The organism is Burkholderia sp. AU17457 (assembly GCF_002223255.1).
Taxonomy (GTDB): Bacteria; Pseudomonadota; Gammaproteobacteria; order Burkholderiales; family Burkholderiaceae; genus Burkholderia; species Burkholderia sola.
In genome coordinates, this window is record NZ_NKFB01000003.1 from 1,187,663 (window position 1) to 1,209,344 (window position 21,682).

The window sequence follows — 21,682 nt, forward strand, 5'->3', positions numbered from 1 at the left end:
CCGGCGCACGGCGCGCACCGCCCCATGACGACCGCTCCGATTCGCCCCGACGCCGGCCCGCAACATCCGGACCATTTCGCGACGCTCGACGCGCCGGCCGCGCCGCGCACGCGGCGCGTCGGCCTCGATGCGCTGGCCGGCCTGTCGATTGCCGGCCTGCTGATTCCCGAGGCGGTCGCGTATGCGGGGCTCGCCAACCTGCCGCCGCAGGCTGGCCTGATCGCACTGCTGTCGGGGCTCGTCGTCTATGCGCTGACGGGCAGCAGCCGCTTCGCGATCGTGTCGTCGACGTCGTCGTCGGCCGCGGTGCTCGCCGCGACCGTGCTCGCCGAATCGGGGGTGGCGCTGGCCGCGCAGCTCGCGCTCGCGGCGGCGCTCGTCGCGATGACGGGCGTGCTGTTCATCCTGGCCGGCGTCGCGCGGCTCGGCGGCATGTCGGATTTCGTCGCGCGGCCCGTGCTGCGCGGCTTCACGTTCGGTCTCGCGCTGACGATCGTCATCAAGCAGTTGCCGAAGATTCTCGCGATTGCCGTGCAGCACGGCGATGCGCCGCACGTCGCGCTCGACCTGCTCGCAGGCGCGCCGCACGCGAATCTCGCGAGCGTCGTGCTCGGTGCGACCGCACTCGCGCTGCTGTTCGGGCTCGGGCGCCGCTCGCGCGTGCCCGCGACGCTCGTCGTGATCGTGCTGTCGATCGCGGCGAGTTATGCGATCGACTGGCAGCGGTACGGAATCGCGATCGTCGGCCATATCGACTTCCGGCATCTCGAATTCGGCTTGCCGCATCTCGATCGCAATGCATGGATGCAGACGGTCGAGCTCGCATTCGCGCTGATGCTGATCCTGTACGCGGAATCGTACGGATCGATCCGCAATTTCGCGCTGAAGCATGGCGATACCGTATCGCCGAACCGCGACCTCGTCGCGCTCGGCTGTGCGAACCTCGTGTCGGGCCTCCTGCACGGGATGCCGGTCGGCGCCGGCTATTCGGCGACGTCGGCGAACGAGGCGGCCGGTGCGCAGTCGCGCGTGGCCGGCCTGTGGGCGGCCGGCGTGGTCGCGCTGATCGTCTGGCTGCTGCTGCCGCAGCTCGCGCGCACGCCCGAGCCGGTGCTCGCGGCGATCGTGATCTTCGCGGTCAGCCATTCGCTGCATCCGTCCGTGTTCCGGCCGTACTGGGCCTGGCATCGCGACCGGCTCGTCGTGATCGCGGCGCTGCTCGCGGTGCTCGTGCTCGGCGTGCTGCACGGGCTGCTCGCCGCCATCGGCGTGAGCCTGCTGCTGACGCTGCGCAAGCTGTCGGAGCCGAACGTGAGCGTGCTCGGCCGGCTGCGCGACAGCCACGATTTCGTCGACGTCGCGAGCCATGCCGATGCGAAGCCGGTGCCGGGCGTGCTGATCGTGCGGCCCGAGGCGCAGCTGTTCTTCGCGAACGCGGACCGGATGCTCAATCGCGTGCGGGCGCTGATGAAGGCCGCGCCGGACACGCATACCGTGATGGTGAGTCTCGAGGAAACGCCGGATGTCGACGGCACGACGATCGAATCGTTGCGCACGTTCGCGGCCGAATGCGCGGCGCGCGGGCTGCGGCTCGCGCTCGTGCGGCTCAAGGTGCACGCGCTGCATGCGCTGCGCCGCGCGGCGGACGGTACGCTGCACGCCGACGCGATGTCGGAGCTGAGCGTCGACGAGAGCCTGCAATCGCTGCAGGCCGGCGGGCCGCCGAACGGCAGCGACGGCACGGGCGCCGCGTGACGGCGAGGCGCGTCGGCGCCGTCTATTGCGAAAGGGCGGCGCCGGCGGCGGTGCGCTCGATCATGTCGGCCACTTCCGCGGCAGTTGGCGCATAGGCGCCCGCATGTTCACAGGCGACTGCCGCGCACGCGGCCGCGTAGCGAAGATGTTCGGCGGCCGACGCATCGGGCCGCGCAAGCTGGCTCGCGAGCCAGCCGCCGATGCTCGCATCGCCGCAACCGACTGTATCGACAACGTCGGTCGGGAACGCGGGCTGGAACAGCACGGTATCGCGATGCAGCAGCTGCATGCCGGCCGCGCCGCGCGTGACGAGCATCGTCGCGTCGGGCGCCCACGCGCGCAACTGCGCGAGCGCGGCCGCTTCGTCGAGCTCGGGAAACAGCCCGCGCAGATCTTCGTCGGATACCTTGATCCAGTCGGCGAGCGCGGTCAGCCGGCGCAGCGTGTCGCGATACGACGGCGCGGCCATCGGCGCGCGGAAGTTCGGATCGAACGAGATGCGCTTGCCGGCCGCGCGAGCGGCCTGCGCGAGCGCGATCAGGCGCGAAGCGAGCGGTTCGCGCACGACGCCGAGCGAGCCGACGTGCACGATGTCGGCTGCGTCGAACGCGCCGGTGGGCAAGTCGGCCGGATCGAACGCGAGATCGGCGCTGTTTTCGCCGATGAAGAAATAGTCGGGCGGCTGCTTCGACACGACCATCGCGAGCAGCGGTGCGCGGTCGACTTGCCGGATGAAACGCATGTCGAGCCCCGCGTCGGCGCTCTTGCGCATCAGCTCGTCGCCGAAGGTGTCACGGCTGACCGTACCGGCGAAGGCCGTCGGCACGCCGAGTCGCGCGCCGACGCGCGCGACGTTCCAGCACGAGCCGCCGGCGATGCTGTGCCAGTGCTGCGCGTCGTCGCGGATGAAATCGGTCAGCGCTTCGCCGAAAACGATCAGGCGGGGAAACGTCGTCGTCATGTTGAAACCTTGTGCCGCGGCGTCGCGCGCGGCCGTACGGCGGTTGATCTGAATCTGAACGGTCGGGCAGTGCCGGCCGTCGCGCGCGGCGACGCGGCCCGGCACCGCCCGGTCTCGCGGGCGACCGCCACGATCAGCGCGGCGAGCTCCAGCCCTTGTAGGCCTTCACGTTGTCGCGCGTGACGAGCGTCGGCTCGATCAGGATCATCGGATTGGCCGGCTTCTGGCCGTTCATGATCCCGTAGCCGACGTTGACGGCCTGCTGCGCCATCGCCCACGGATCCTGGCTCGACGATGCCTGCACGAGCGTATTCGACTTGAGTGCGACTTCGATGTCGGGCGCACCGTCGACCGACGTGATCACGATGTTCGGGCGATTCAGCTGTTTCGCCGCGAGATCGGTGCCGATCGCCTGCGGGTCGTTGATCGCGAACACGCCGTCGAGTTTCGGAAAGCGCGTCAGGTAGCCCTGCATCGCGTTCATCCCGCCTTCGCGCGAGCCCTTGCCGTCCTGGTCGCTCGACAGCAGCTTGATGCCGGTGTTTTTCGCGAGCACGGCCTTGCAGCCGTTTACGCGATCGATCACGGCCGACACCTGCGGGCCGTTCTCGATGATCACGTTGCCCTTGCCGTTCAGTTTCTTCGCGAGATAGTCGCACGCGAGTTCGCCGGCCTTCACGTTGTTGGTCTGCACGGTCGCGTTCGCGCCGGCCGCCGCGACGTCCACCGCGACGACCGTGATGCCGGCCGCCTGCGCCTTCTTCACCGCCGGTTCGATCGCCTTCGGATCGGTCGCGTTGAGCAGGATCATGTCGACGTGCGCGGAGATGAAGTTGTCGATCTGCGTGAACTGCTTGTTCAGGTCGTAGTCGGCCGATACGGCCGTGACCTTCGCATTCGGGTTGAGCTGCTTCGCGCGCGCTTCTGCGCCTTTCACGATCGTGACGAAGTACGGGTTGCCGAGCGAGCCGACCGTGACGCCGATCGATTTCAGCGGCTTGTCGGCTGCATGGGCGGCGGCGGCGCCGAAGGCGAGCGCGCAGGCGACGGCGGTCAGGGCGGTTTTGTGCTTGAACATGTCGTTGTGTCTCCGGAGGGTCCGTTGGCGGACGGGCGCAGGAGGACCTGCCTGCGCCCTGATGGTTGAACTGTGAGAAATGCGTGTCAGGTACGGGCCGAGTCGCGCTGGCGATAGCGGTCGAGCGCGACCGCGCCGATGATCACCAGCCCCTTGATGATGTACTGCCAGATGTCGGACACGCCGAGCAGCACGAGGCCGTTGGTCAGCACCGCGATGATCAGCGCGCCGATCAGCGTGCCGACGATCGAACCGACACCGCCGACGAAGCTCGTGCCGCCGAGGATCACCGCGGCGATCGCGTCGAGCTCGTACGACTGGCCAAGCTGCAGGCCGTTGGCCGCATACAGGCGCGCGGCCGACATCACCGCGCCGAGGCCGGCGAGCAGGCCCGACGCCGCATACACGAACATCTGGATCGCCCGCACGTTGATGCCCGACAGGCGCGCGGCTTCCGGATTGCCGCCGACCGAATAGATCCGCATCCCGAGCACCGTGCGGCGCAGGATGAACCACGAGATCGCGATCACCGCGCATGCGATCACGACGAGCCACGGCACGCCGAGGATCGAGCCGTTACCGATGAACGCGAACGGCAGTTGCGGATTGAACACGGTCGTGTCGTTGCCGATCAGCCGCGCGACGCCGCGCACGGCCGTCATCGCGCCGAGCGTGACGATGAACGGCGGCAGGCGCAGGAACGAGATCAGCCCGCCGTTGATCGCGCCGAACGCGAGGCCGACGACGAGCGCGAACGGCACGCCGAGCCAGCCCCAGCCGGGAATCGTCGACGCGATGAGCGCCGCGACGGCCGACGCGGCGAGCACCGAGCCGACCGACAGATCGATGCCGCCCGTCAGGATCACGAAGGTCATGCCGGCGGCGAGCACGATGTTGATCGACGCTTGCTGCGTGACGATCGACAGGTTCTGCAGCGTGAAGAAACCGTCGGTCAGGAAGCCGAAGCCGACGCACAGGACCAGCAGCACCGGCAGCATGCCGGCCGTGCGGATCAGCGATTGCATGCGGGCGCGATGATCGGCGCCGCGCATCAGGGGCGTGCGGTTGGCGACCGGATGGGCGGTCGCGGAAGCGAGGTTCCGCTGCTTGGTCGGGTTGATCATTTCGGTAGCCTGAAGGTGAGAGTGAAATGAAAAGGGGCGACGCTCAGTGCGCGTCGGCCAGTTCGGCCTGCGAGCCGGTGGCGAGCGCGATGATCGCTTCCTGCGTGATCGGCGTATGCGTGTGGCCGCCGAGTTCGCCCGCGATCTCGCCTTCGCGCATCACGAGCACACGGTCGGCGACGCCGATGATTTCCGGCAGTTCGCTCGAGATCACGATCACGCCCACGCCGGCACGGGCCAGTTCGTTGATGATCCGGTAGATCTCGGATTTCGCGCCGATGTCGACGCCGCGCGTCGGTTCGTCGAGGATCAGCACGCGCGGCTTCGTCTCGAGCAGGCGCGACAGCAGCACTTTCTGCTGGTTGCCGCCGGACAGCGCGCCGACGTTGACGTTCGCATGCGGGACGCGGATCGACAGCGATGCAATCGCGTCGCGCGCGCGTTCGGCGCCGCGGGCGAGATCGAGCGCGCCGAGCCGCGCATCGCGGTTGCACACCGAGATGTTGATGTTGTCGCGCACGCTCATGTCGAGGAACAGGCCCTGGCGCTTGCGGTCTTCCGTCAGGTAGACGAGCCCCGCATCGATCGCGTCCCGCGGCGAGTGCGCGCCGAACGTGCGCTCGCCCAGCTTCACGTCGCCGCGCACGCGCGGCTCGGCCCCGAAGATCAGCCGCGCGAGCTCGGTTCGGCCGGCGCCGACGAGGCCCGCGATGCCGAGCACCTCGCCGGCATGCAGGTCGAAGCTGCAGCCGCGCACGCGCGCGTCGTCGGCGATGTCGCGCACCGACAGCAGCAGATGGCCGGGGTCGTACGGTGCGTGTTCCTTCTTGTAGAAGCCGGAGATGTCGCGGCCGACCATCATCGCGACGAGGCGCTCGGCCGACAGCGCCGCGCGCTCCAGCGTGCCGACGTACGTGCCGTCGCGCAGCACCGACACGCGATCGGACAGCTCGTAGATCTCCGCCATCCGGTGGCTGATGTAGATGATCGCGAGACCTTCCTCGCGCAACTGGCGGATCAGGCGGAACAGGTGTTCGGTTTCGCGCGACGACAGCGGCGTGGTCGGCTCGTCCATCACGAGGATGCGGGCGCGGGTGTGCACGGCGCGCGCGATTTCGACGAGTTGCTGCTCGGCGATCGACAGCGTGTCGACGAGCGTATCGGGCCCGAACGGGGCGCCCAGGCGCGCGAGCACGTCCTGGCAGCCGCGCGCCATCGCCGCGCGGTCGATCGTGCCCCAGCGCCGGTTGCCGCGGCGCAGTTCGCGGCCGATGTAGATGTTTTCCGCGACGGTCAGATTCGGCGACAGGCACAGCTCCTGGTAGATCACCGCCACGCCGGCATCGCGCGCGGCGAGCGGGCCGTCGATGTCGATGCGTTGGCCGTCGATCAGGATCTCGCCGCCGGCGTCGGCGCGGTAGGCGCCCGACAGGATCTTCATCAGCGTCGATTTGCCCGCGCCGTTCTCGCCCATCAGCGAGTGGATCTCGCCCGGATAGACGGTGAGACTGACGTTGTCGAGGGCGCGCACGGCCGGGAACGTCTTGCTGATTCCGCGCATCTCGAGCAGCGGGCGGGGCGACTCAGAACGCGACATGGTGGACCTCCTGCAAATCGGTGCGGGCGCCCTTGAGGATGCCGGCCCGCGGGGAGAAGTTGAAAAACATCGGCAGCGTGGCGGCGCCGATCGCGCCGGCGTCGGCGCCGAACGTGCCGCGCACGAGTACCGGCGTGCCGCGCGCCTCGGGCGCGGTGGCTACGAGCGCCGCGCGCAGGCGGGTCGTGACCGCGTCGAGCAGGCCCGCGTCGGTATCGGCGTCGAGCACGACCACCGGCGCATCGATCACGCACAGCACCGCGCGCAACGCCGGCGCGAGCGCGTCGACGCAGTCGTCGATCCATTCGTCGACGGCAGGCAGGCCGCGGGCGATGCATGCCTCGAGATCGGCGCGGTTCTCGACCGTCTCGCCGTGATGGCGCAGGTGGCGCACGAGCGCATGCAGCGATGCGCGCGCGAGCAGGATGTCCCACTGGCCGCGCGGCGGCGGCGCGGACGCCAGCCGGCTAGGCGGCACCGGAATCACCGCGATGTCGCCGGCATTGCCGGTCACGCCGCGCAGGCAGTCGCCGTCGATCGCGATTCCGCCGCCGATCGCCGGCCCGATGAACAGGTAGACGAAGTCGTCGCACTGCCGGCCGTACCCGTAGAACAGTTCGGCGATCGCGGCCGCGTTGCCGTCGTTTTCGCCGAATACGGGCAGCGACAGCGTGCGGCCGAGGTCGGCCGCGAAATCGACGTCTTCCCACGCGCGGAACGTATCGGGCGCGAGGCCGAGCTCGCGCATCCACGCGCCGAGGTTGTACGGCTGCGCAACGCCGACGCCGGTCAGGCGCGCACGTTCATGGTCGGGGAGCAGGGCCTGCATCGCGTCGATGTCGTGACGCACGATCTCGAGCACCTCGGCAGGCGCGGGGAGCAGCGTGTCGTGCGAGCGGCGGCCGAGCACGTCGCCCGCGAAGTTGACGAGCGCCGTCTCGATGCGCATCCGGTCGAGATGGACGCCGATGCCGAACGCGCCGCGCGGATCGAGGCGGATCAGCGAAGCCGGCTGGCCGCGCTGGCCTTCGGTGCGGCCCGCGAATTCGATCAGCTTCGCGTCGGCGAGGGACGCAATGATGCTACCGACCGCCGTACCCGTCATGCTCGCGAGACGGGCGAGATCGGCCTTCGAGGCGCTGCCCGCACGGCGCAGCGTTTTCAGCAGCAGGCGCTCGTTGTAACGGCGCACGTTGGCCGAATTGCTTCCCTGGCCGAAGTGCGGGCTTCTCATGGCGTCTCCTTCCATGTCGCACCGCTCGGCGGCGCATTAAATAAATCAAGTTGATTTATTTAACCGCGTGAGCGGCGACCTGTCAGCCTAGGGAAATCCCGGTTGTGTCCGGGAACGACGGCCGGGCGCGGCCGCCTGCGGCACGCCGGATGACCTGCAATTGCGAATTCGTCTGATGGATTTGCCGTTGGCCACGCGTCATGATCGCCGGCCGGGCCGCATACGACAGCGCAGCCGGAAGAGGGCGACGTCTGCGGGCGCCGCGTGATGCGGGGGTGGCAGCGTCGGTCGTTCATTGGGTGCAGGACGGCGGAGGCTGCGTCCACGTCTGCACTCGGGAGAAACGCCATGCATCGTACGACGCGGGTGACGGTACGAATCCGGAGCAGTTATTCGTGGCCGGCTTCGCGGCATGCTTTCATGGCGCGTCGACGCTGGTTGCGATGCGGCACCGGATTCGCCTGCCGACCGATCTCGCGATCGCGGCCACCGCAACGTTTCAGCGCGATCCGGCGGATGGGCTGTTTGCGATCGCGCCCGATGTCGCGGTCGGCATGCCGGGCGTCGATGCAGATGCTGCGCGCGAGCGGGTCGCGGAGACGGAGGCGATATGTCCGTACGCGAAGATGGCGCGGCGCGGGATTCGGCATGTCGTGCGCGTGACGGTGTAATCACGATGTTGCCGGGGGATCGCCGCTTGCGGCGGCGGAAATGAAAAAAGGCCGGCATAAAGCCGACCTTTTTAAAAACAGATGGTGCCCAGGAGAGGACTCGAACCTCCACGATGTTGCCACCGCTAGGACCTGAACCTAGTGCGTCTACCAATTCCGCCACCTGGGCACGTTTCGCTTGCTGCGATGCGAAGACCGCTATTTTAGCGTGCTGGCGGAGTCTGTCAATACAATTTCAGGTCTTGAACGCAAATAATTCGGGACCGTTTTGCGGCGAGGAAGGGCGTGCGCGGCGTCGATGTGCGCAATCGTCGATTCGAGTTGCGAGTGAGGGGGGGGCGTCTGTCGGTACGTACCGCGACTCGGCGCCGGAAGTGAAGCGGTCGGTTAGAAGCCGACCTTTTTTGGAAAACAGACGGTGCCAGGGGAGGACTCAGTCACCATGTGCGACCCGGCTGCGCTTGCAAGCGCAGCCTTTCGAGGCCTCGTGCAAAGCGCGCAGGCGCTTTGCTTCCTGGGCGCGAAATGAAAAAAGGCCGGCATAAAGCCGACCTTTTTAAATACAGATGGTGCCCAGGAGAGGACTCGAACCTCCACGATGTTGCCACCGCTAGGACCTGAACCTAGTGCGTCTACCAATTCCGCCACCTGGGCACGTTTTGCAGTAGCTGCTTGCTGCAAAGAAGAGAGATTATAGCGTGCTTGGAAACGCTGTCAACACAATTCGATCGATGACAAAAAATATTGCGAGCCGCGCCATCACGCGCCGATCGGCTCCGCCCGTTTGGCCGTGAAATTCCAGCGCAGCGCTTCACTCGTGTCGACGCGGGCCGGCAGCAAGCCGGCTGCGAGAAACGTATCCGCGATCTTCTGTTGTTCACCGAAATTCTGCGTGGCAACGGCGCGCACCAGATAGCTGCGTCGCGCATTCGCGCGCTCGATTGTCCCTGCGTCGAGTCCCCAGATCGGCGCCAGGGTATGGGCCGCTTCCTGCTGATGGTCGCGCAGCCACGCGCCGGCCTGCGACAACCGGTCGAACACGATCTGGATGACGTCGGGGCGCGCGGCGGCAAAACTGCTCGACGCGAGGTAATAGCGCTGGTATGACGCGAGACCGCTGCCGTCGGCCAGAATCCGCACGTCGGGATTCGCGTCGACCGACGCGACGTACGGATCCCACGTAATCCAGGCATCGACACTGCCGCGCTCGAATGCCGCGCGGCCGTCCGCCGGTGTCAGATAGTGGATGGTGGTGTCGCTGGTGGTGAGCTTCGCGCGTGCGAGCGCGGCAAGCAGCAGGTAGTGGCTGCCGGCCGCCTTCGTGACGGCGATCCGCTTGCCCTTGAGATCGGTGAGCGTGCGCAGCGTGCTGTCCTGCTTGACGATGATGGCCTGCGCCTTCGGCGACGGCGCTTCCTGTGCGACGTACACGAAACGGGCATGCGCGGCTTGCGCGAAGACCGGAACCGTGTCGGCCACGTCGGCGCTGAAATCGAGCGCGCCGACGTTGAGTGCTTCGGTCAGCGGCAGGCCGCTCGCGAATTCATGCCACGACACGCGCAGGCCGAGCGGTGCGAGCGACTGCTCCAGCGTGCCGCGCGTCTTGAGTAGCGTGATGAGCGTCGACGATTTCTGGTATCCGATGCGCAGCGTGATGGGCATGTTCTCGGCGTGCGCTCGAATGCCGGCGGCGCTCAGACCGGCGGCCAGCATCGCGCGTGCGAACGCACGGCGGTTCATCGACATCATGGATGGTGCCTCGTTGGATTCGTTGAAAGCGAGGCGGCTAACGTACCAACGGGGACGGCAATCGATAAGCGATTAATTCTGCTATCGATCGGAGTGGTGGGCATATGGCAGGCGCGTGCCGGTAATACGGTGCCCGAAATGAAAAAAGGCCGGCATAAAGCCGACCTTTTTAAAAACAGATGGTGCCCAGGAGAGGACTCGAACCTCCACGATGTTGCCACCGCTAGGACCTGAACCTAGTGCGTCTACCAATTCCGCCACCTGGGCACGTTTTGCAGTAGCTGCTTGCTGCAAAGAAGCGAAATTATAGCGCCCCAATTATTCCTGTCAACACTTTTTTGCGATGCAGCGCAAACCGGCTGCCGCTGCGCGTGCCGGCGGCCTTTCCGTCATTTGACGACACGGGCGGGTGATAGAATGACCCGCCGCCGTCAATATAGAACTGTCAGACGGACACCTCTATGTTGATGCCGTGCACCATCAGTCAACGCAACGAGAACAATCATCGACAAACCCTTGAGCAAATATCCGTACCCCATTCCGAGCCGTGAAGAGATTCTCGGCGTGCTGCGTACGAGCGACGCGCCGCTGGCCGCCAACGACATCGCCGAAGCCCTGTCGATCAAGCGTCAGGAGCGCGAGGGGTTCTTCCGGCGTGTCGCCGCGATGGAACGTGACGGCCAGATCCGCCTCGACAAGCGCGGCCACTACCAGTTGACCCATCCGTCGAATTTCGTCGCGGGGCGCGTGCAGGGGCATCGCGACGGCTACGGGTTCGTGATCCGCGACGACGGTCAGGACGATCTGTTCTTGCCGAACGGCGAAATGCAGAAGGTGATGCACAACGACCGTGTGCTCGCGCGGATCGTCGGCTACGATCGCCGCGGCCGGCCGGAAGGGCATGTCGTCGAAGTCACCGAGCGCGCGAACAAGCGCGTGATCGGCCGCCTGCTGAACGAGAACGGCGCGCTGATCGTCGCGCCGGAAGACAAGCGCATCGGCCACGACATCCTGATCACGCAGAACGTGAAGAAGGCGAAGGTCGGGCAGGTCGTCGTCGTCGAGTTGACCGATTTCCCGAGCCGTCATTCGCAGCCGCTCGGCCGTGTCGTCGAAGTGCTCGGCGATATCGACGATCCGGGCATGGAAATCGAAATCGCGGTGCGCAAGTACGGCGTGCCGCACGAATTCAGCCAGCCGGCGCTCGACGAAGCCGCCGCGCTGCCCGACAAGGTGCGGCCGGCCGACCTGCGTTTCCGCGTCGACCTGCGCGACGTGCCGCTCGTGACGATCGACGGCGAGGACGCCCGCGACTTCGACGATGCCGTCTACTGCGAGCCGGTCAAGGTCGGTCGCGGCGACGGCTACCGGCTGATCGTCGCGATCGCCGACGTATCGCACTACGTGCAGCCGGGTAGCGGGCTCGATACCGACGCGCTCGAGCGCAGTACGTCGGTCTACTTCCCGCGCCGCGTGATCCCGATGCTGCCGGAGAAATTGTCGAACGGCCTCTGTTCGCTGAATCCGCAGGTCGACCGCTGCGTGCTCGCATGCGACATGGTGATCGCCGCGCGCGGCGAGATCAAGGCATACCAGTTCTATCCGGCGGTGATCCACTCGGCGGCGCGCCTGACGTACACCGAAGTCGCGGCCGTGCTGTCGAACACGAAGGGGCCGGAGGCCGCGCGCCGGGCCGATCTGTTGCCGCACCTGCAGGATCTGTACGGCGTCTACAAGTCGCTGTTCGCCGCCCGCCAAAAGCGCGGCGCGATCGACTTCGACACGACCGAGACCTACATCGTCTGCAATTCGCAGGGCAAGATCGAGCAGATCGTGCCGCGTCAGCGCAACGACGCGCACAAGCTGATCGAGGAATGCATGCTGGCCGCGAACGTCTGCGCGGCCGACTTCCTGAAGCGCAACAAGCATCCGGGCCTGTACCGCGTGCACGCGGGGCCGACGCCGGAGAAGCTCGAGAACCTGCGTGCGTTCCTGCGCGGGATGGGCCTGTCGCTCGGCGGCGGCGACAAGCCGCATGCGAGCGACTACGCGGCGCTGATGGCGCAGATCCGCGACCGGCCGGACGCGCAGATGCTGCAGCCGATGCTGCTGCGCTCGATGCAGCAGGCGGTCTACAGCCCGGACAACATCGGCCACTTCGGTCTCGCGTACGAGGCGTACGCGCACTTCACGAGCCCGATCCGCCGCTATCCGGACCTGCTCACGCACCGCGCGATCTACGCGATCCTGTCCGGCAAGAAGTACGCGCCGAAGGCGCCGGAAGGCTTCGAGCTGAATACCGCGCTGTCGCCGCGCGCCCGCGCGATGCAGCAGGCCGACGACGAAGCGCGCGGCCGTTCGCGCTCGAACACGGCGATCTGGGAAGAGCTGGGCCTGCATTGCTCGGCGAACGAGCGCCGTGCGGACGAGGCGTCGCGCGACGTGGAAGCGTGGCTCAAGTGCTACTTCATGCGCGACAAGCTCGGCGAGGAGTACGGCGGGATGGTGAACGGCGTGACGTCGTTCGGCATTTTCGTGCAGCTCGACACGCTGTTCATCGAAGGGCTCGTGCACGTGACGGAGCTCGGCTCGGACTACTTCCAGTACGACGAGATCAAGAACGAGCTGCGCGGCGAACGCACGGGCATCCGCTATCGCCTGTCGGACCGCGTGCGCGTGCAGGTGAGCCGCGTCGATCTCGATGCGCGCAAGATCGATTTCCGCCTTGTGCGCGATACGCCGGTGAAGGCGCCGCGTCCGTCGCCCGTGCCGGCTGCCGGCGTCGATCGCAACGGCAGCGGCCCGCGCGTGCGTGCGCTGCCGCCGGTCGAGGAGGCCGTGCCGCGTCGCAAGACGGCCGCGAGCGCGCCGAGCGTCGCGGTGAAGGAAGCGCGCACCGCGCGTGGCGCCGCGAAGAAGAAGGGCGGCGGCGGTGGCGGCGGCTCACCCGCGAAGCCGACCGCGAAGAAGGCCCGCGCCCGCAAGAAGTATTGAGCGTTCGGGGCGGCGTACGCGCACGCCCTGCAGTATCGAGAGACGCCGCGTCACCGGTCATCGGCCGGCCACGCGGCGCTTTCCTTTTCCATGGATCGCGGCTGCGCACGTCGCGCGGCCGCACGTTTGATCGAAGGTTGTTCCAGTCATGTCACGTCTGAAGGTTCTTTACGGTTTTCATGCGGTGACCGCACGTTTGCGGCACGATGCATCGACGGTGGCGGAGGTGCTGTACGACCAGACGCGCCGCGACCGCCGCATGCAGGACTTCCTGCACACCGCGAAGGAAGCGGGCGTGCGGCTGATCGCGGCCGACGAAACGCGCCTGTGGGGCCTCGCGCACACCGAGCGCCACCAGGGCGTCGTCGCGCGCGTCGAGGACATGCCGCTCGCGCAGAACCTGTCCGAGCTGCTCGACGGCATCAACGGGCCCGCGCTGCTGCTCGTGCTCGACGGCGTCACCGATCCGCACAACCTCGGCGCGTGCCTGCGGGTCGCCGATTCGGCCGGCGCGCACGCGGTGATCGCGCCGCGCGACCGGGCGGTCGGCCTCAACGCGACCGCTGCCAAGGTGGCGAGCGGCGCGGCGGATACGGTGCCGTACATCACGGTGACGAACCTCGCCCGCGCGCTGCGCGAGCTGAAGGAAGCCGGCGTGTGGATCATCGGCACGTCGGACGAAGCATCGGCGACGCTCTACGACACAAAGCTAGACGGCCCCGTCGCGCTCGTGATGGGCGCGGAAGGCGAGGGCATGCGCCGGCTCACGCGCGACACCTGCGACGAAGTGATGAGCATCCCGATGGCCGGCAGCGTGGAAAGCCTGAACGTGTCGGTCGCCAGCGGCGTGTGCCTGTACGAAGCCGTGCGCCAGCGGCGCGTGAAGGGCTGAGCCCGCGGCTGCCCCGGCGCCGACCCGATCCGTCCCGCGCGCGACGCGCGGGCGTCGAATGACCCGAACGACGCGTGCCGCGATGCAACGCGGCACGCGGCTCTCCGGAACCCGCGACCGATGACCCTGTTTCGTGTTGGCGTTTCCTGCGCCGTGCTCGGCCTGCTCGCGGCCTGCACGTCGCCGTCGCTCGTCGAACGCGACGCCTACTATGCCGACACGAGCCTGCACGCGCGCGGCGCCGATTCGCGGATCCGCTTTCTCGTGATGCATTACACCGAAAGCGACGAGACGAAATCGCTGCGCACGCTGACCGGCGAGTCGGTCAGCGTGCATTACGTCATCCCGCCGCAGCCGCGCACCGAGCGCGGGATGCCCGTCGTCTACCAGCTCGTTCCAGAGGCGCGGCGCGCGTGGCACGCGGGCGTCAGCGAGTGGCAGGGCACGACCGAGCTGAACGCGGTGTCGATCGGCATCGAGAACGTGAACCGCGGCCCGCTCGACGCGCAGCGGCGCACCTGGCAGCCGTATCCGCCCGAACAGGTCGACGCGCTGATCCGTCTGTCGAAGGACATCGTCGCGCGCTACGGGATTGCGCCGACGCGCGTGGTCGGGCACAGCGACGTCGCGCCGCAACGCAAGATCGATCCCGGGCCGCTGTTTCCGTGGCATGCGCTCGCGCAAGCCGGCGTCGGCGCATGGCCGGACGACGCGACCGTCGCCGCGCGGCTCGGCGGGCGCGACCCGCACGCGCCGGTCGACGTGCGCGAACTGCAGCTCAAGCTCGCGCGCTACGGCTACGACGTGCCGACCGACGGCGTGCTCGACACGCGCACGCAACGCGTGTTCGCGGCGTTCCAGATGCATTTCAGGCCGTCCGATTACGCGGGCAATCCGGACGCGGAAAGCGACGCGATCGCGCAGGCGCTGCTCGACAAGTACTTCCCCGGCGCGCCAGCGGCGGACCCCGCACCGGCGGCCGACACGCGCTGAATACGCGGCGCGGCGCATGCCGAAAAACGCGGGGGCGCCCACCGACTCCGGTAAACTGGCGGTTTTTCGCCATCCCGCAGCATTACCACGCCATGACTCAAGACGAACTCAAACGCCTCGTCGGCCAGGCCGCCGCCGATTACGTGATCCAGAACGTGCCGGAAGGCGCCGTGATCGGTGTCGGCACCGGCTCGACCGCCAACTGCTTCATCGACGCGCTCGCCGCCGTCAAATCGCGCTATCGCGGCGCCGTGTCGAGCTCGGTCGCCACGACCGAACGCCTGAAATCGCACGGCATCAAGGTGTTCGACCTGAACGAGATCGAGTCGCTTCAGGTGTACGTCGACGGCGCCGACGAGATCGACGCCGGCGGCGCGATGATCAAGGGTGGCGGCGGCGCGCTGACGCGCGAGAAGATCGTCGCGTCGGTGGCCGACACGTTCGTCTGCATCGCGGACGCCAGCAAGCGCGTGCCGGTGCTCGGCGCGTTCCCGCTGCCGATCGAGGTCGTGCCGATGGCGCGCACGGCGATCGGCCGGCGCGTGACCGCGCTCGGCGGCGTGCCCGTGGTGCGCGTGACGAAGGACGGCGCGCCGTATATCACCGACAACGGCAACGAGATCATCGACGTGAAGGGCCTGCAGATCGCCGATCCGCGTGGTTTCGAAGCACAGGTGAACGCATGGCCGGGCGTCGTGACCGTCGGCCTGTTCGCCGAACGCGGCGCGAATCTGTGCTTGCTCGGCACGGAAAACGGCGTCGAAACGATCGTTTATCCGGCTGGCTGAATCTGAATGAGAAGCAGTCCGTAACGGCGCGGTATCGGCCGTCATGGATTGGATGGTTAAATCTTGTGGAAACCGGGGTCCGGCAGGCGCGGCGCGCTTCCCGGGCCTTTTTTTTAGCCGTATAAATCACCTCGTTCAAAAGAGGGATAACCCTGTCAGGTGTTTACCAGATAGCGAAATATCGTCGAACTCATCAACTTATAGATCATAAGAACAGAGTAGTAACCAGGGCCGGCGGAACTGCGGAGCAGGTGTTCGCAAATCGACGCACGGGGAGGTGTCATGGAGCAGGGCAAAGACCGGTCACTGGTCGCCAAAGTGATGGATGGGCTTGTCGCGGGTATCGTCGAAGACAAGTACGGCGGCATCTTGCCGCCACAGGACGTGCTGTCGAAAGAGTTCGACGTAAGCCGCACGGTCATGCGGGAAGCGTTGTCGATGTTGCTTGCGCGCGACATGCTCGACGTGCGTCCAAAAGTCGGTACGCGCGTGCGGCCGATGCGCGACTGGCGGATGATCGACGAGGACGTCGTGAGCTGGCGATTTCGGGCAAAGCCCGATCCGCAGTTCATGCGCGACGTCATCGAATTCCGGATGCTGATCGAGCCGCGTGCGACCGCGCAGGCGGCGGTGCGTGCGACGGCGGCCGATATCGCGGGCATTCGCGAAGCGTTCGATGCGTTCAAGGTGCTGCAGCCGGGCGACGCCGGCTACGACACGGCGGACGAGCTGCTGCACACGCGGATCGTCCAGGCGAGCGGCAACCAGTTCTTCCAGCAGATGGCGGCGATCGTGCGCGGCGCAGTGCGTCTCGTGAATCCGCGCGTCGTGCAGAAGGAAGGCGCGCACGACATCGCGGTGAAGGCGCATGCGCGCGTCGTCGATGCGATCGAGCGGCGCGACCCGCGCGAAGCCGAAGCGGCGTCGCTCGCGCTGATCGATTTCAGCGCGGACGAGATTTCGCGCGATTTCTCGGTCGACGTGCCGGTGCGCGCCTGACGCCATGCGTGTCGCTCATCCGTGTGCCGTCGGGCCGTTTATCATGACGGCCGGCCGGCAGCGTGCCGGCAACCGTCATACGACCGACACGGAAGATCAGGATGAACGACAACGACCATCGCCCGGTGCGCTTCGGCATCGTCGGTGCAGGCGGCATTGCGCGCCGCTTCGCGCAAAGCCTTGCACACGTGCCGGGCGCCACGCTCGCCGGCGTCTGGGCCCGCCGCGCCGATGCAGCGGCCGCCTTCTGCGAGACATACGGCGGCACGCCCGCCGCGCGCTTCGACGCGCTCCTCGCGAGCGAGATCGACGCGGTCTACATCGCGACGCTCCATGACAGTCATGCGCAGTACTCGCTGGCCGCGCTGGCTGCCGGCAAGGCCGTGCTGTGCGAGAAACCCGCGGCGCTGAACGCCGCGCAACTCGACACGGTGCTGCACGCGGCGCGCGATGCCGGGCGGCTCTTCATGGAGGCGATGAAGCCGCCATTCTTCCCGCTGTACCGTCAACTGCGTGCGCACTTGCGTGACGATCCGATCGGCGAGATCCGGCTCGTGCGGGCGGGCTGCGCCTCGTCGTCGGTGCCGGACGATCATTCCGTCTATCGGCTCGATCGCGCGGGCGGCGCGCTGCTCGATATCGGCATCTACGAGGCGTTTCTCGCCGTCGACTGGCTTGGCGCGGCGCGCGACGTGCAGACGCTCGGCCGCGTCGGTGCGACGGGTGTCGACCTGTTCGCGAGCCTGAACAGCGTGCATGCGAATGGCGGAATCGCGCAGCTTTTTTGCGGGCTCGACGTGATGGGGCGCGGCGACGCGCTGATCGCGGCCGCCGGCGGCCACGTGACGATTCACGAGAAGTGGTGGAACCCCGAGCGTGCGACGATCCGCTATGCGGACGGGCGCACCGTCGAGCTCGACGCACCGGCCGCGGGCGGCGGGCTGAACTACGAAACCGCGCATTTCTGCGACCTGCTGCGCGCGGGCGAGACCGAAAGCCCGATCATGACGCATGACCATTCGCGGCAGATGATCGCGATGACCGATGCGGCGCGCGCCGTGCTCGGCGTGCGCTATTCGGGCGAATAGACGGAAAGAAGGGCGCCGGGCCCGCGATCGCGGCCCGGCGTAACGGCGTGGCTCAGTGCCGCGACGGCAGCGACAGGCGCTTTTCGTACCAGCGCTGCACCCATTCGAGAATCTGGCACAGGATCCAGTACACGGCCGCGGCGGCGAGATAGAGCGGCAGCGGCTGATAGGTCGCGGCGATCACTTCCTGCGCGCTGCGCAGCAGTTCGGTCACGGTGATCACCGACACGAGCGACGTGTCCTTGATCAGGCTGATCAGGCTGTTCGACAGGCTCGGCACCGCGATGCGCAGCGCCTGCGGGCCGATCACGTAGCGCAGCGTCTGGCCCCACGACAGCCCGAGGCTGTACGCGGCGAGCCACTGGCCGCGCGCGATCCCGTTGATCGCGCCGCGCATGCTTTCCGACATGTACGCCGCGACGTTCGCGGACAGCGCGATGACGCCGGCCGGCGTCGGGTCGAGCGAGATGCCGAGGCTCGGCAGCCCGTAATAGATGACGAAGATCTGCACGAGCAGCGGCGTGCCGCGCATCAGGCTCACGTACGCGCGCGCCAGCCACGCGAGCGCATTGACCCAGATGCGCTCGAAGCCGTCGAGTGCTTCGCTCTGCCGGATGCCCATCATCGCGAGCACGACCGCGCCAAGCAGGCCGAACACCATCGACAGCACGGCGAACTTGACGGTCAGTACGGCACCCTGGGCGAGCACCGGCAGCGATTGGACGAGCAGGGACGTTGTCGACATGGAATACGAAGCGAATGCGTGCGCGAAAGCGCAATCATAAACCGGACCGATAAAACAAAGGGCGGCATCGTTGCGGATGCCGCCCTTTCCGGCCCGCCGTCAGGCGGGAAATGCAGGCGTGCTTACTTGATCGGTTTCGTCACGTCGATGCCGAACCACTTGTCGGAGATCTTCGTGAACGTGCCGTCGGCTTCGAGTTGCGCCATCGCGTCGTCGATCGCCTTCTGAAACTTCGGGTTGCCCTTCTTGAACGGGATGCCCGACGGGTTCGCCGAGCCGACGTTCGCGCCCGGGCGCAGCGGCAGCTGGGAATTCTTCGTCAGGTACGCGAGCATCAGGCGGTCGTTGAGCGCCGCGTCGAGGCGACCGGCCGCGAGATCGCGCAGGTACTCGGGCGCGCCCGGGTACGTCTTCACGTCGATGCCGGGCACCGACTTCGCCATGTCCATGTAGTTGGTGCCGAGCGCGACGCCGAGCTTCTTGCCCTTCAGGTCTTCCAGCGACTTGAACTCGCGCGTGTCGTCCTTGCGCTGGATCAGCTGCGCGGACGAGTACGTGTACGCGGGCGAGAAGTCGAGCGTTTCCTTGCGCTTGTCGGTGATGCCCACCTGGTTGACGATCACGTCGAACTTGCCGGCCTGCAGGCCCGCGATGATGCCGCTCCATTCGGTCGTCACGAACTCGGCCTTCACGCCGAGCTTCGCGGCGACGGCCTTCGCGATGTCGACGTCGAAGCCGACGAGTTCGCCTTGCGGGTTCTTCGAGTTGAACGGCGGGAACGTGCCTTCGAGGCCGACGCGCAGCGTGCCGCGTTGTTTGACCTGGTCGAGGAGGTCGGCCGCGTGGGCGGTTGCCGCAGCGAACGACGTGCCGATCACGCCGGCAACCAGCAGCTTCTTCAACAGCGAAAATTTCATCGTGTGTGTCCTTGCCCTGTCCGGGTCAATGATTCTGATATGGGTGCGATGATAGCAAAAACGCTATCGATGGATAAATACAGTTTGTTTATGGCTATATTACGCGCTGCGTTCGCGGGCGATCGCCTTCACGCATTCCGACACGAGCGCCGGGCCGCGATAGATGAAGCCGGTATAGAGCTGGACGAGCGCCGCGCCGGCCGCCAGCTTCGCACGGGCGTCCTCGCCCGAGAAAATGCCGCCGACACCGATGATCGGCACGTCGTTGCCGACCTCGGCGTGCAGCTTGCGGATCACTTCGTTCGACGCGTCGAACACGGGGCGGCCCGACAGGCCGCCGGCTTCGTCCGCGTGCGGCAGGCCCTGGACGGCCGCGCGCGACAGCGTCGTATTGGTGGCGATCACCGCTTCGATCTTGTGGCGCAGCAGCGTGTCGCCGATTTCCTTGACCTGCTCGTCGTCGAGATCGGGCGCGATCTTCAGCGCGAGCGGCACGAGCTTGCCGTGCAGGTCGGCGAGGCGCCGCTGCTTGTCCTTCAGCGCGGCGAGCAGCGCGTCGAGCTCGCCTGCACCCTGCAACTGGCGCAGGTTCTTCGTGTTCGGCGACGAGATGTTGATCGTCACGTAGCTCGCGAACGGGTACACGCGCTCGAGGCAGTACAGGTAATCCTCGGCCGCGCGTTCGATCGGCGTGTCGGCGTTCTTGCCGATGTTCAGGCCCAGGATGCCGCGATAGCGGGCGGCCTGCACGTTCTTCACGAACTGGTCGACGCCGTGGTTGTTGAAGCCCATCCGGTTGATCAGCGCTTCGGCCTGCGGCAGCCGGAACATCCGCGGGCGCGGGTTGCCGGGCTGCGGGCGCGGCGTGACCGTGCCGACCTCGATGAAGCCGAAGCCGAGCGCCGCGAGGCCGTCGATGGCCGCGCCGTCCTTGTCGAGGCCGGCCGCGAGGCCGACCGGGTTGCGGAACGTGAGCCCCATCACGGTGCGCGGCGCGTCGGGCACGCGGGCCGACAGCGCGCAGGCGAGGCCGGTGCGGCCGGCCGCGCCGAGCGCGCGCAGCGTAAGGTGGTGAGCGTCTTCCGCATCCATTTTGAACAGGGATGCGCGGGCCAGCGGATAGAGGGAACTGAACACGGGAATGGGGCGGACGGCCGAAATGAATGACAACCCGCTATTTTACCGGGAGTTGCGCGGCACGGGCGTGCTTCGCTTCGTAGCCGCCGCGACGCGCGTCAGCCCGAGCCGGAATGTCCGCCCGGCAATGGCGCGCGCGCCAGCGCCGCGTCGACGGGCGGCAGGTCGACCCGCTCCGGATCGAGCGTCTTCCAGCGGCCGTCGATCAGCCCCTCGAGCGGATGGAAGTTCGCCTTGTAGGCCATCTTCGGGCTCTCGCGAATCCAGTAGCCGAGGTACACGTAGGGCAGCCCGAGGCTCTTCGCCTGCTCGATCTGCCACAGGATGTTGTAGGTGCCGTAGCTCGTGTGCCGGTCGTCCGGCTCGAAGAACGTGTAGACCGACGACAGCCCGTCGCCGAGGATGTCGATCATGCTGACCATCCGCAGCTTGCCGGGTTCGCCGCCCGGTGCGTCGAGGTCGCGGAATTCGACGAGGCGCGAGTTGATCCGGCTTTGCAGCAGGAACTGTTCATACTGGTCGCGGCTGTCGCGATCCATGCCGCCGCCCGCGTGGCGCGCGGACTGGTAGCGCATGTAGAGCGCGTAGTGCTCTTCGTCGTAGTGCAGCGGCGACACCGTTGCGACCAGCGTGCGGTGCCGCTTCCACATCCTGCGCTGCGTGCGCGTCGGCGCGAACTCGCCGACCGGCACGCGCACCGGCACGCAGGCGCGGCAGCCGTCGCAGTACGGGCGGTACGTGAAGACGCCGGAGCGACGGAAGCCGGCCTTCACGAGTTCGGTGTAGATGTCGGAATTGATCAGGTGGCTCGGCGTCGCGACTTGCGAGCGTGCGATGCGGCCGTCCAGATAGCTGCACGGATAGGGCGCCGTTGCATAGAATTGCAGCGCCGAAAGCGGTGAAAGCGGCAGCTCAGTCGGGTGAGTCATGGGCAGCTCTCGATGCAGGGAAGGAGTGCCG

The 21,682-nt window shown here is 67.2% G+C and carries 18 protein-coding genes and 3 tRNA genes; 8 read left to right on the plus strand and 13 right to left on the minus strand.

Going from position 1 to position 21,682, the window contains the following annotated elements; genetic code table 11:
• The first annotated feature begins 24 nt into the window (after positions 1–24).
• Positions 25–1,755 carry a SulP family inorganic anion transporter gene (locus tag CFB49_RS08105; RefSeq protein ID WP_069621399.1) on the plus strand — a complete coding sequence of 577 codons (1,731 nt, stop codon included), beginning with the start codon at positions 25–27 and terminating at the stop codon, positions 1,753–1,755.
• Between the two features lie 22 nt (positions 1,756–1,777).
• On the opposite strand, the gene CFB49_RS08110 is transcribed toward CFB49_RS08105, so the two are convergent.
• The 5 genes from CFB49_RS08110 to CFB49_RS08130 form a co-directional block, all read right to left on the minus strand.
• Complete coding sequence (locus tag CFB49_RS08110; protein ID WP_089491439.1) at positions 1,778–2,716, minus strand: carbohydrate kinase family protein; 939 nt, start codon at positions 2,714–2,716, stop codon at positions 1,778–1,780.
• 133 nt (positions 2,717–2,849) lie between these two features.
• Positions 2,850–3,794: an ABC transporter substrate-binding protein gene (locus CFB49_RS08115; protein WP_089434957.1), complete on the minus strand. Its 945-nt coding sequence runs from the start codon at positions 3,792–3,794 to the stop codon at positions 2,850–2,852.
• Positions 3,795–3,880: 86 nt separating this feature from the next.
• Positions 3,881–4,918, minus strand: coding sequence for an ABC transporter permease subunit (locus CFB49_RS08120; protein WP_089491105.1), 1,038 nt, complete (start codon positions 4,916–4,918; stop codon positions 3,881–3,883).
• A gap of 43 nt (positions 4,919–4,961) precedes the next feature.
• On the minus strand, positions 4,962–6,515 hold the full coding sequence (locus tag CFB49_RS08125; protein WP_089434959.1) for a sugar ABC transporter ATP-binding protein: 1,554 nt from the start codon (positions 6,513–6,515) through the stop codon (positions 4,962–4,964).
• Positions 6,502–7,749: an ROK family protein gene (locus tag CFB49_RS08130; RefSeq protein ID WP_069621404.1), complete on the minus strand. Its 1,248-nt coding sequence runs from the start codon at positions 7,747–7,749 to the stop codon at positions 6,502–6,504. The genes CFB49_RS08125 and CFB49_RS08130 overlap by 14 nt, the downstream gene beginning before the upstream one ends.
• A gap of 200 nt (positions 7,750–7,949) precedes the next feature.
• On the opposite strand from CFB49_RS08130, the gene CFB49_RS36725 reads away from it, so the two are divergent.
• Positions 7,950–8,420, plus strand: coding sequence for an OsmC family protein (locus CFB49_RS36725; RefSeq protein ID WP_089491106.1), 471 nt, complete (start codon positions 7,950–7,952; stop codon positions 8,418–8,420).
• Positions 8,421–8,502: 82 nt separating this feature from the next.
• Here the strand turns inward: CFB49_RS36725 and CFB49_RS08140 are convergent.
• The 4 genes from CFB49_RS08140 to CFB49_RS08155 form a co-directional block, all read right to left on the minus strand.
• Positions 8,503–8,589, minus strand: a tRNA-Leu gene (locus tag CFB49_RS08140).
• A gap of 398 nt (positions 8,590–8,987) precedes the next feature.
• Positions 8,988–9,074, minus strand: a tRNA-Leu gene (locus tag CFB49_RS08145).
• Between the two features lie 105 nt (positions 9,075–9,179).
• Positions 9,180–10,169 (minus strand): aliphatic sulfonate ABC transporter substrate-binding protein, encoded by a 990-nt coding sequence (locus CFB49_RS08150; protein WP_089491107.1) that lies wholly within the window; start codon positions 10,167–10,169, stop codon positions 9,180–9,182.
• A 180-nt stretch (positions 10,170–10,349) separates the two neighbouring features.
• Positions 10,350–10,436, minus strand: a tRNA-Leu gene (locus CFB49_RS08155).
• Between the two features lie 249 nt (positions 10,437–10,685).
• Here CFB49_RS08155 and rnr point away from each other — a divergent pair.
• The 6 genes from rnr (at position 10,686) to CFB49_RS08185 (ending at position 17,923) form a co-directional block, all read left to right on the plus strand.
• Entirely contained in the window at positions 10,686–13,163 is a 2,478-nt protein-coding gene (rnr, locus tag CFB49_RS08160) for a ribonuclease R (protein WP_089491108.1), read from the plus strand.
• Positions 13,164–13,311: 148 nt separating this feature from the next.
• On the plus strand, positions 13,312–14,055 hold the full coding sequence (gene rlmB, locus CFB49_RS08165) for a 23S rRNA (guanosine(2251)-2'-O)-methyltransferase RlmB (protein ID WP_050012544.1): 744 nt from the start codon (positions 13,312–13,314) through the stop codon (positions 14,053–14,055).
• A gap of 120 nt (positions 14,056–14,175) precedes the next feature.
• Complete coding sequence (locus tag CFB49_RS08170; protein WP_089491109.1) at positions 14,176–15,048, plus strand: N-acetylmuramoyl-L-alanine amidase; 873 nt, start codon at positions 14,176–14,178, stop codon at positions 15,046–15,048.
• A 92-nt stretch (positions 15,049–15,140) separates the two neighbouring features.
• Entirely contained in the window at positions 15,141–15,836 is a 696-nt protein-coding gene (gene rpiA, locus CFB49_RS08175) for a ribose-5-phosphate isomerase RpiA (protein ID WP_089491110.1), read from the plus strand.
• Between the two features lie 282 nt (positions 15,837–16,118).
• Positions 16,119–16,835: a FadR/GntR family transcriptional regulator gene (locus CFB49_RS08180; protein WP_069621410.1), complete on the plus strand. Its 717-nt coding sequence runs from the start codon at positions 16,119–16,121 to the stop codon at positions 16,833–16,835.
• Positions 16,836–16,936: 101 nt separating this feature from the next.
• Positions 16,937–17,923, plus strand: coding sequence for a Gfo/Idh/MocA family protein (locus CFB49_RS08185; RefSeq protein WP_089434963.1), 987 nt, complete (start codon positions 16,937–16,939; stop codon positions 17,921–17,923).
• 52 nt (positions 17,924–17,975) lie between these two features.
• Here CFB49_RS08185 and CFB49_RS08190 read toward each other — a convergent pair whose 3' ends face one another.
• The 4 genes from CFB49_RS08190 to CFB49_RS08205 form a co-directional block, all read right to left on the minus strand.
• Complete coding sequence (locus CFB49_RS08190) at positions 17,976–18,668, minus strand: amino acid ABC transporter permease (RefSeq protein ID WP_006484207.1); 693 nt, start codon at positions 18,666–18,668, stop codon at positions 17,976–17,978.
• Positions 18,669–18,790: 122 nt separating this feature from the next.
• On the minus strand, positions 18,791–19,585 hold the full coding sequence (locus CFB49_RS08195) for a cystine ABC transporter substrate-binding protein (protein ID WP_089434964.1): 795 nt from the start codon (positions 19,583–19,585) through the stop codon (positions 18,791–18,793).
• Positions 19,586–19,684: 99 nt separating this feature from the next.
• Complete coding sequence (locus CFB49_RS08200; protein WP_069621471.1) at positions 19,685–20,722, minus strand: quinone-dependent dihydroorotate dehydrogenase; 1,038 nt, start codon at positions 20,720–20,722, stop codon at positions 19,685–19,687.
• A gap of 98 nt (positions 20,723–20,820) precedes the next feature.
• The gene (locus CFB49_RS08205) at positions 20,821–21,651 is read right to left on the minus strand and encodes an arginyltransferase (protein ID WP_069621413.1); all 831 of its coding nucleotides are present in this window, start codon (positions 21,649–21,651) and stop codon (positions 20,821–20,823) included.
• Between the last annotated feature and the right edge of the window lie 31 nt (positions 21,652–21,682).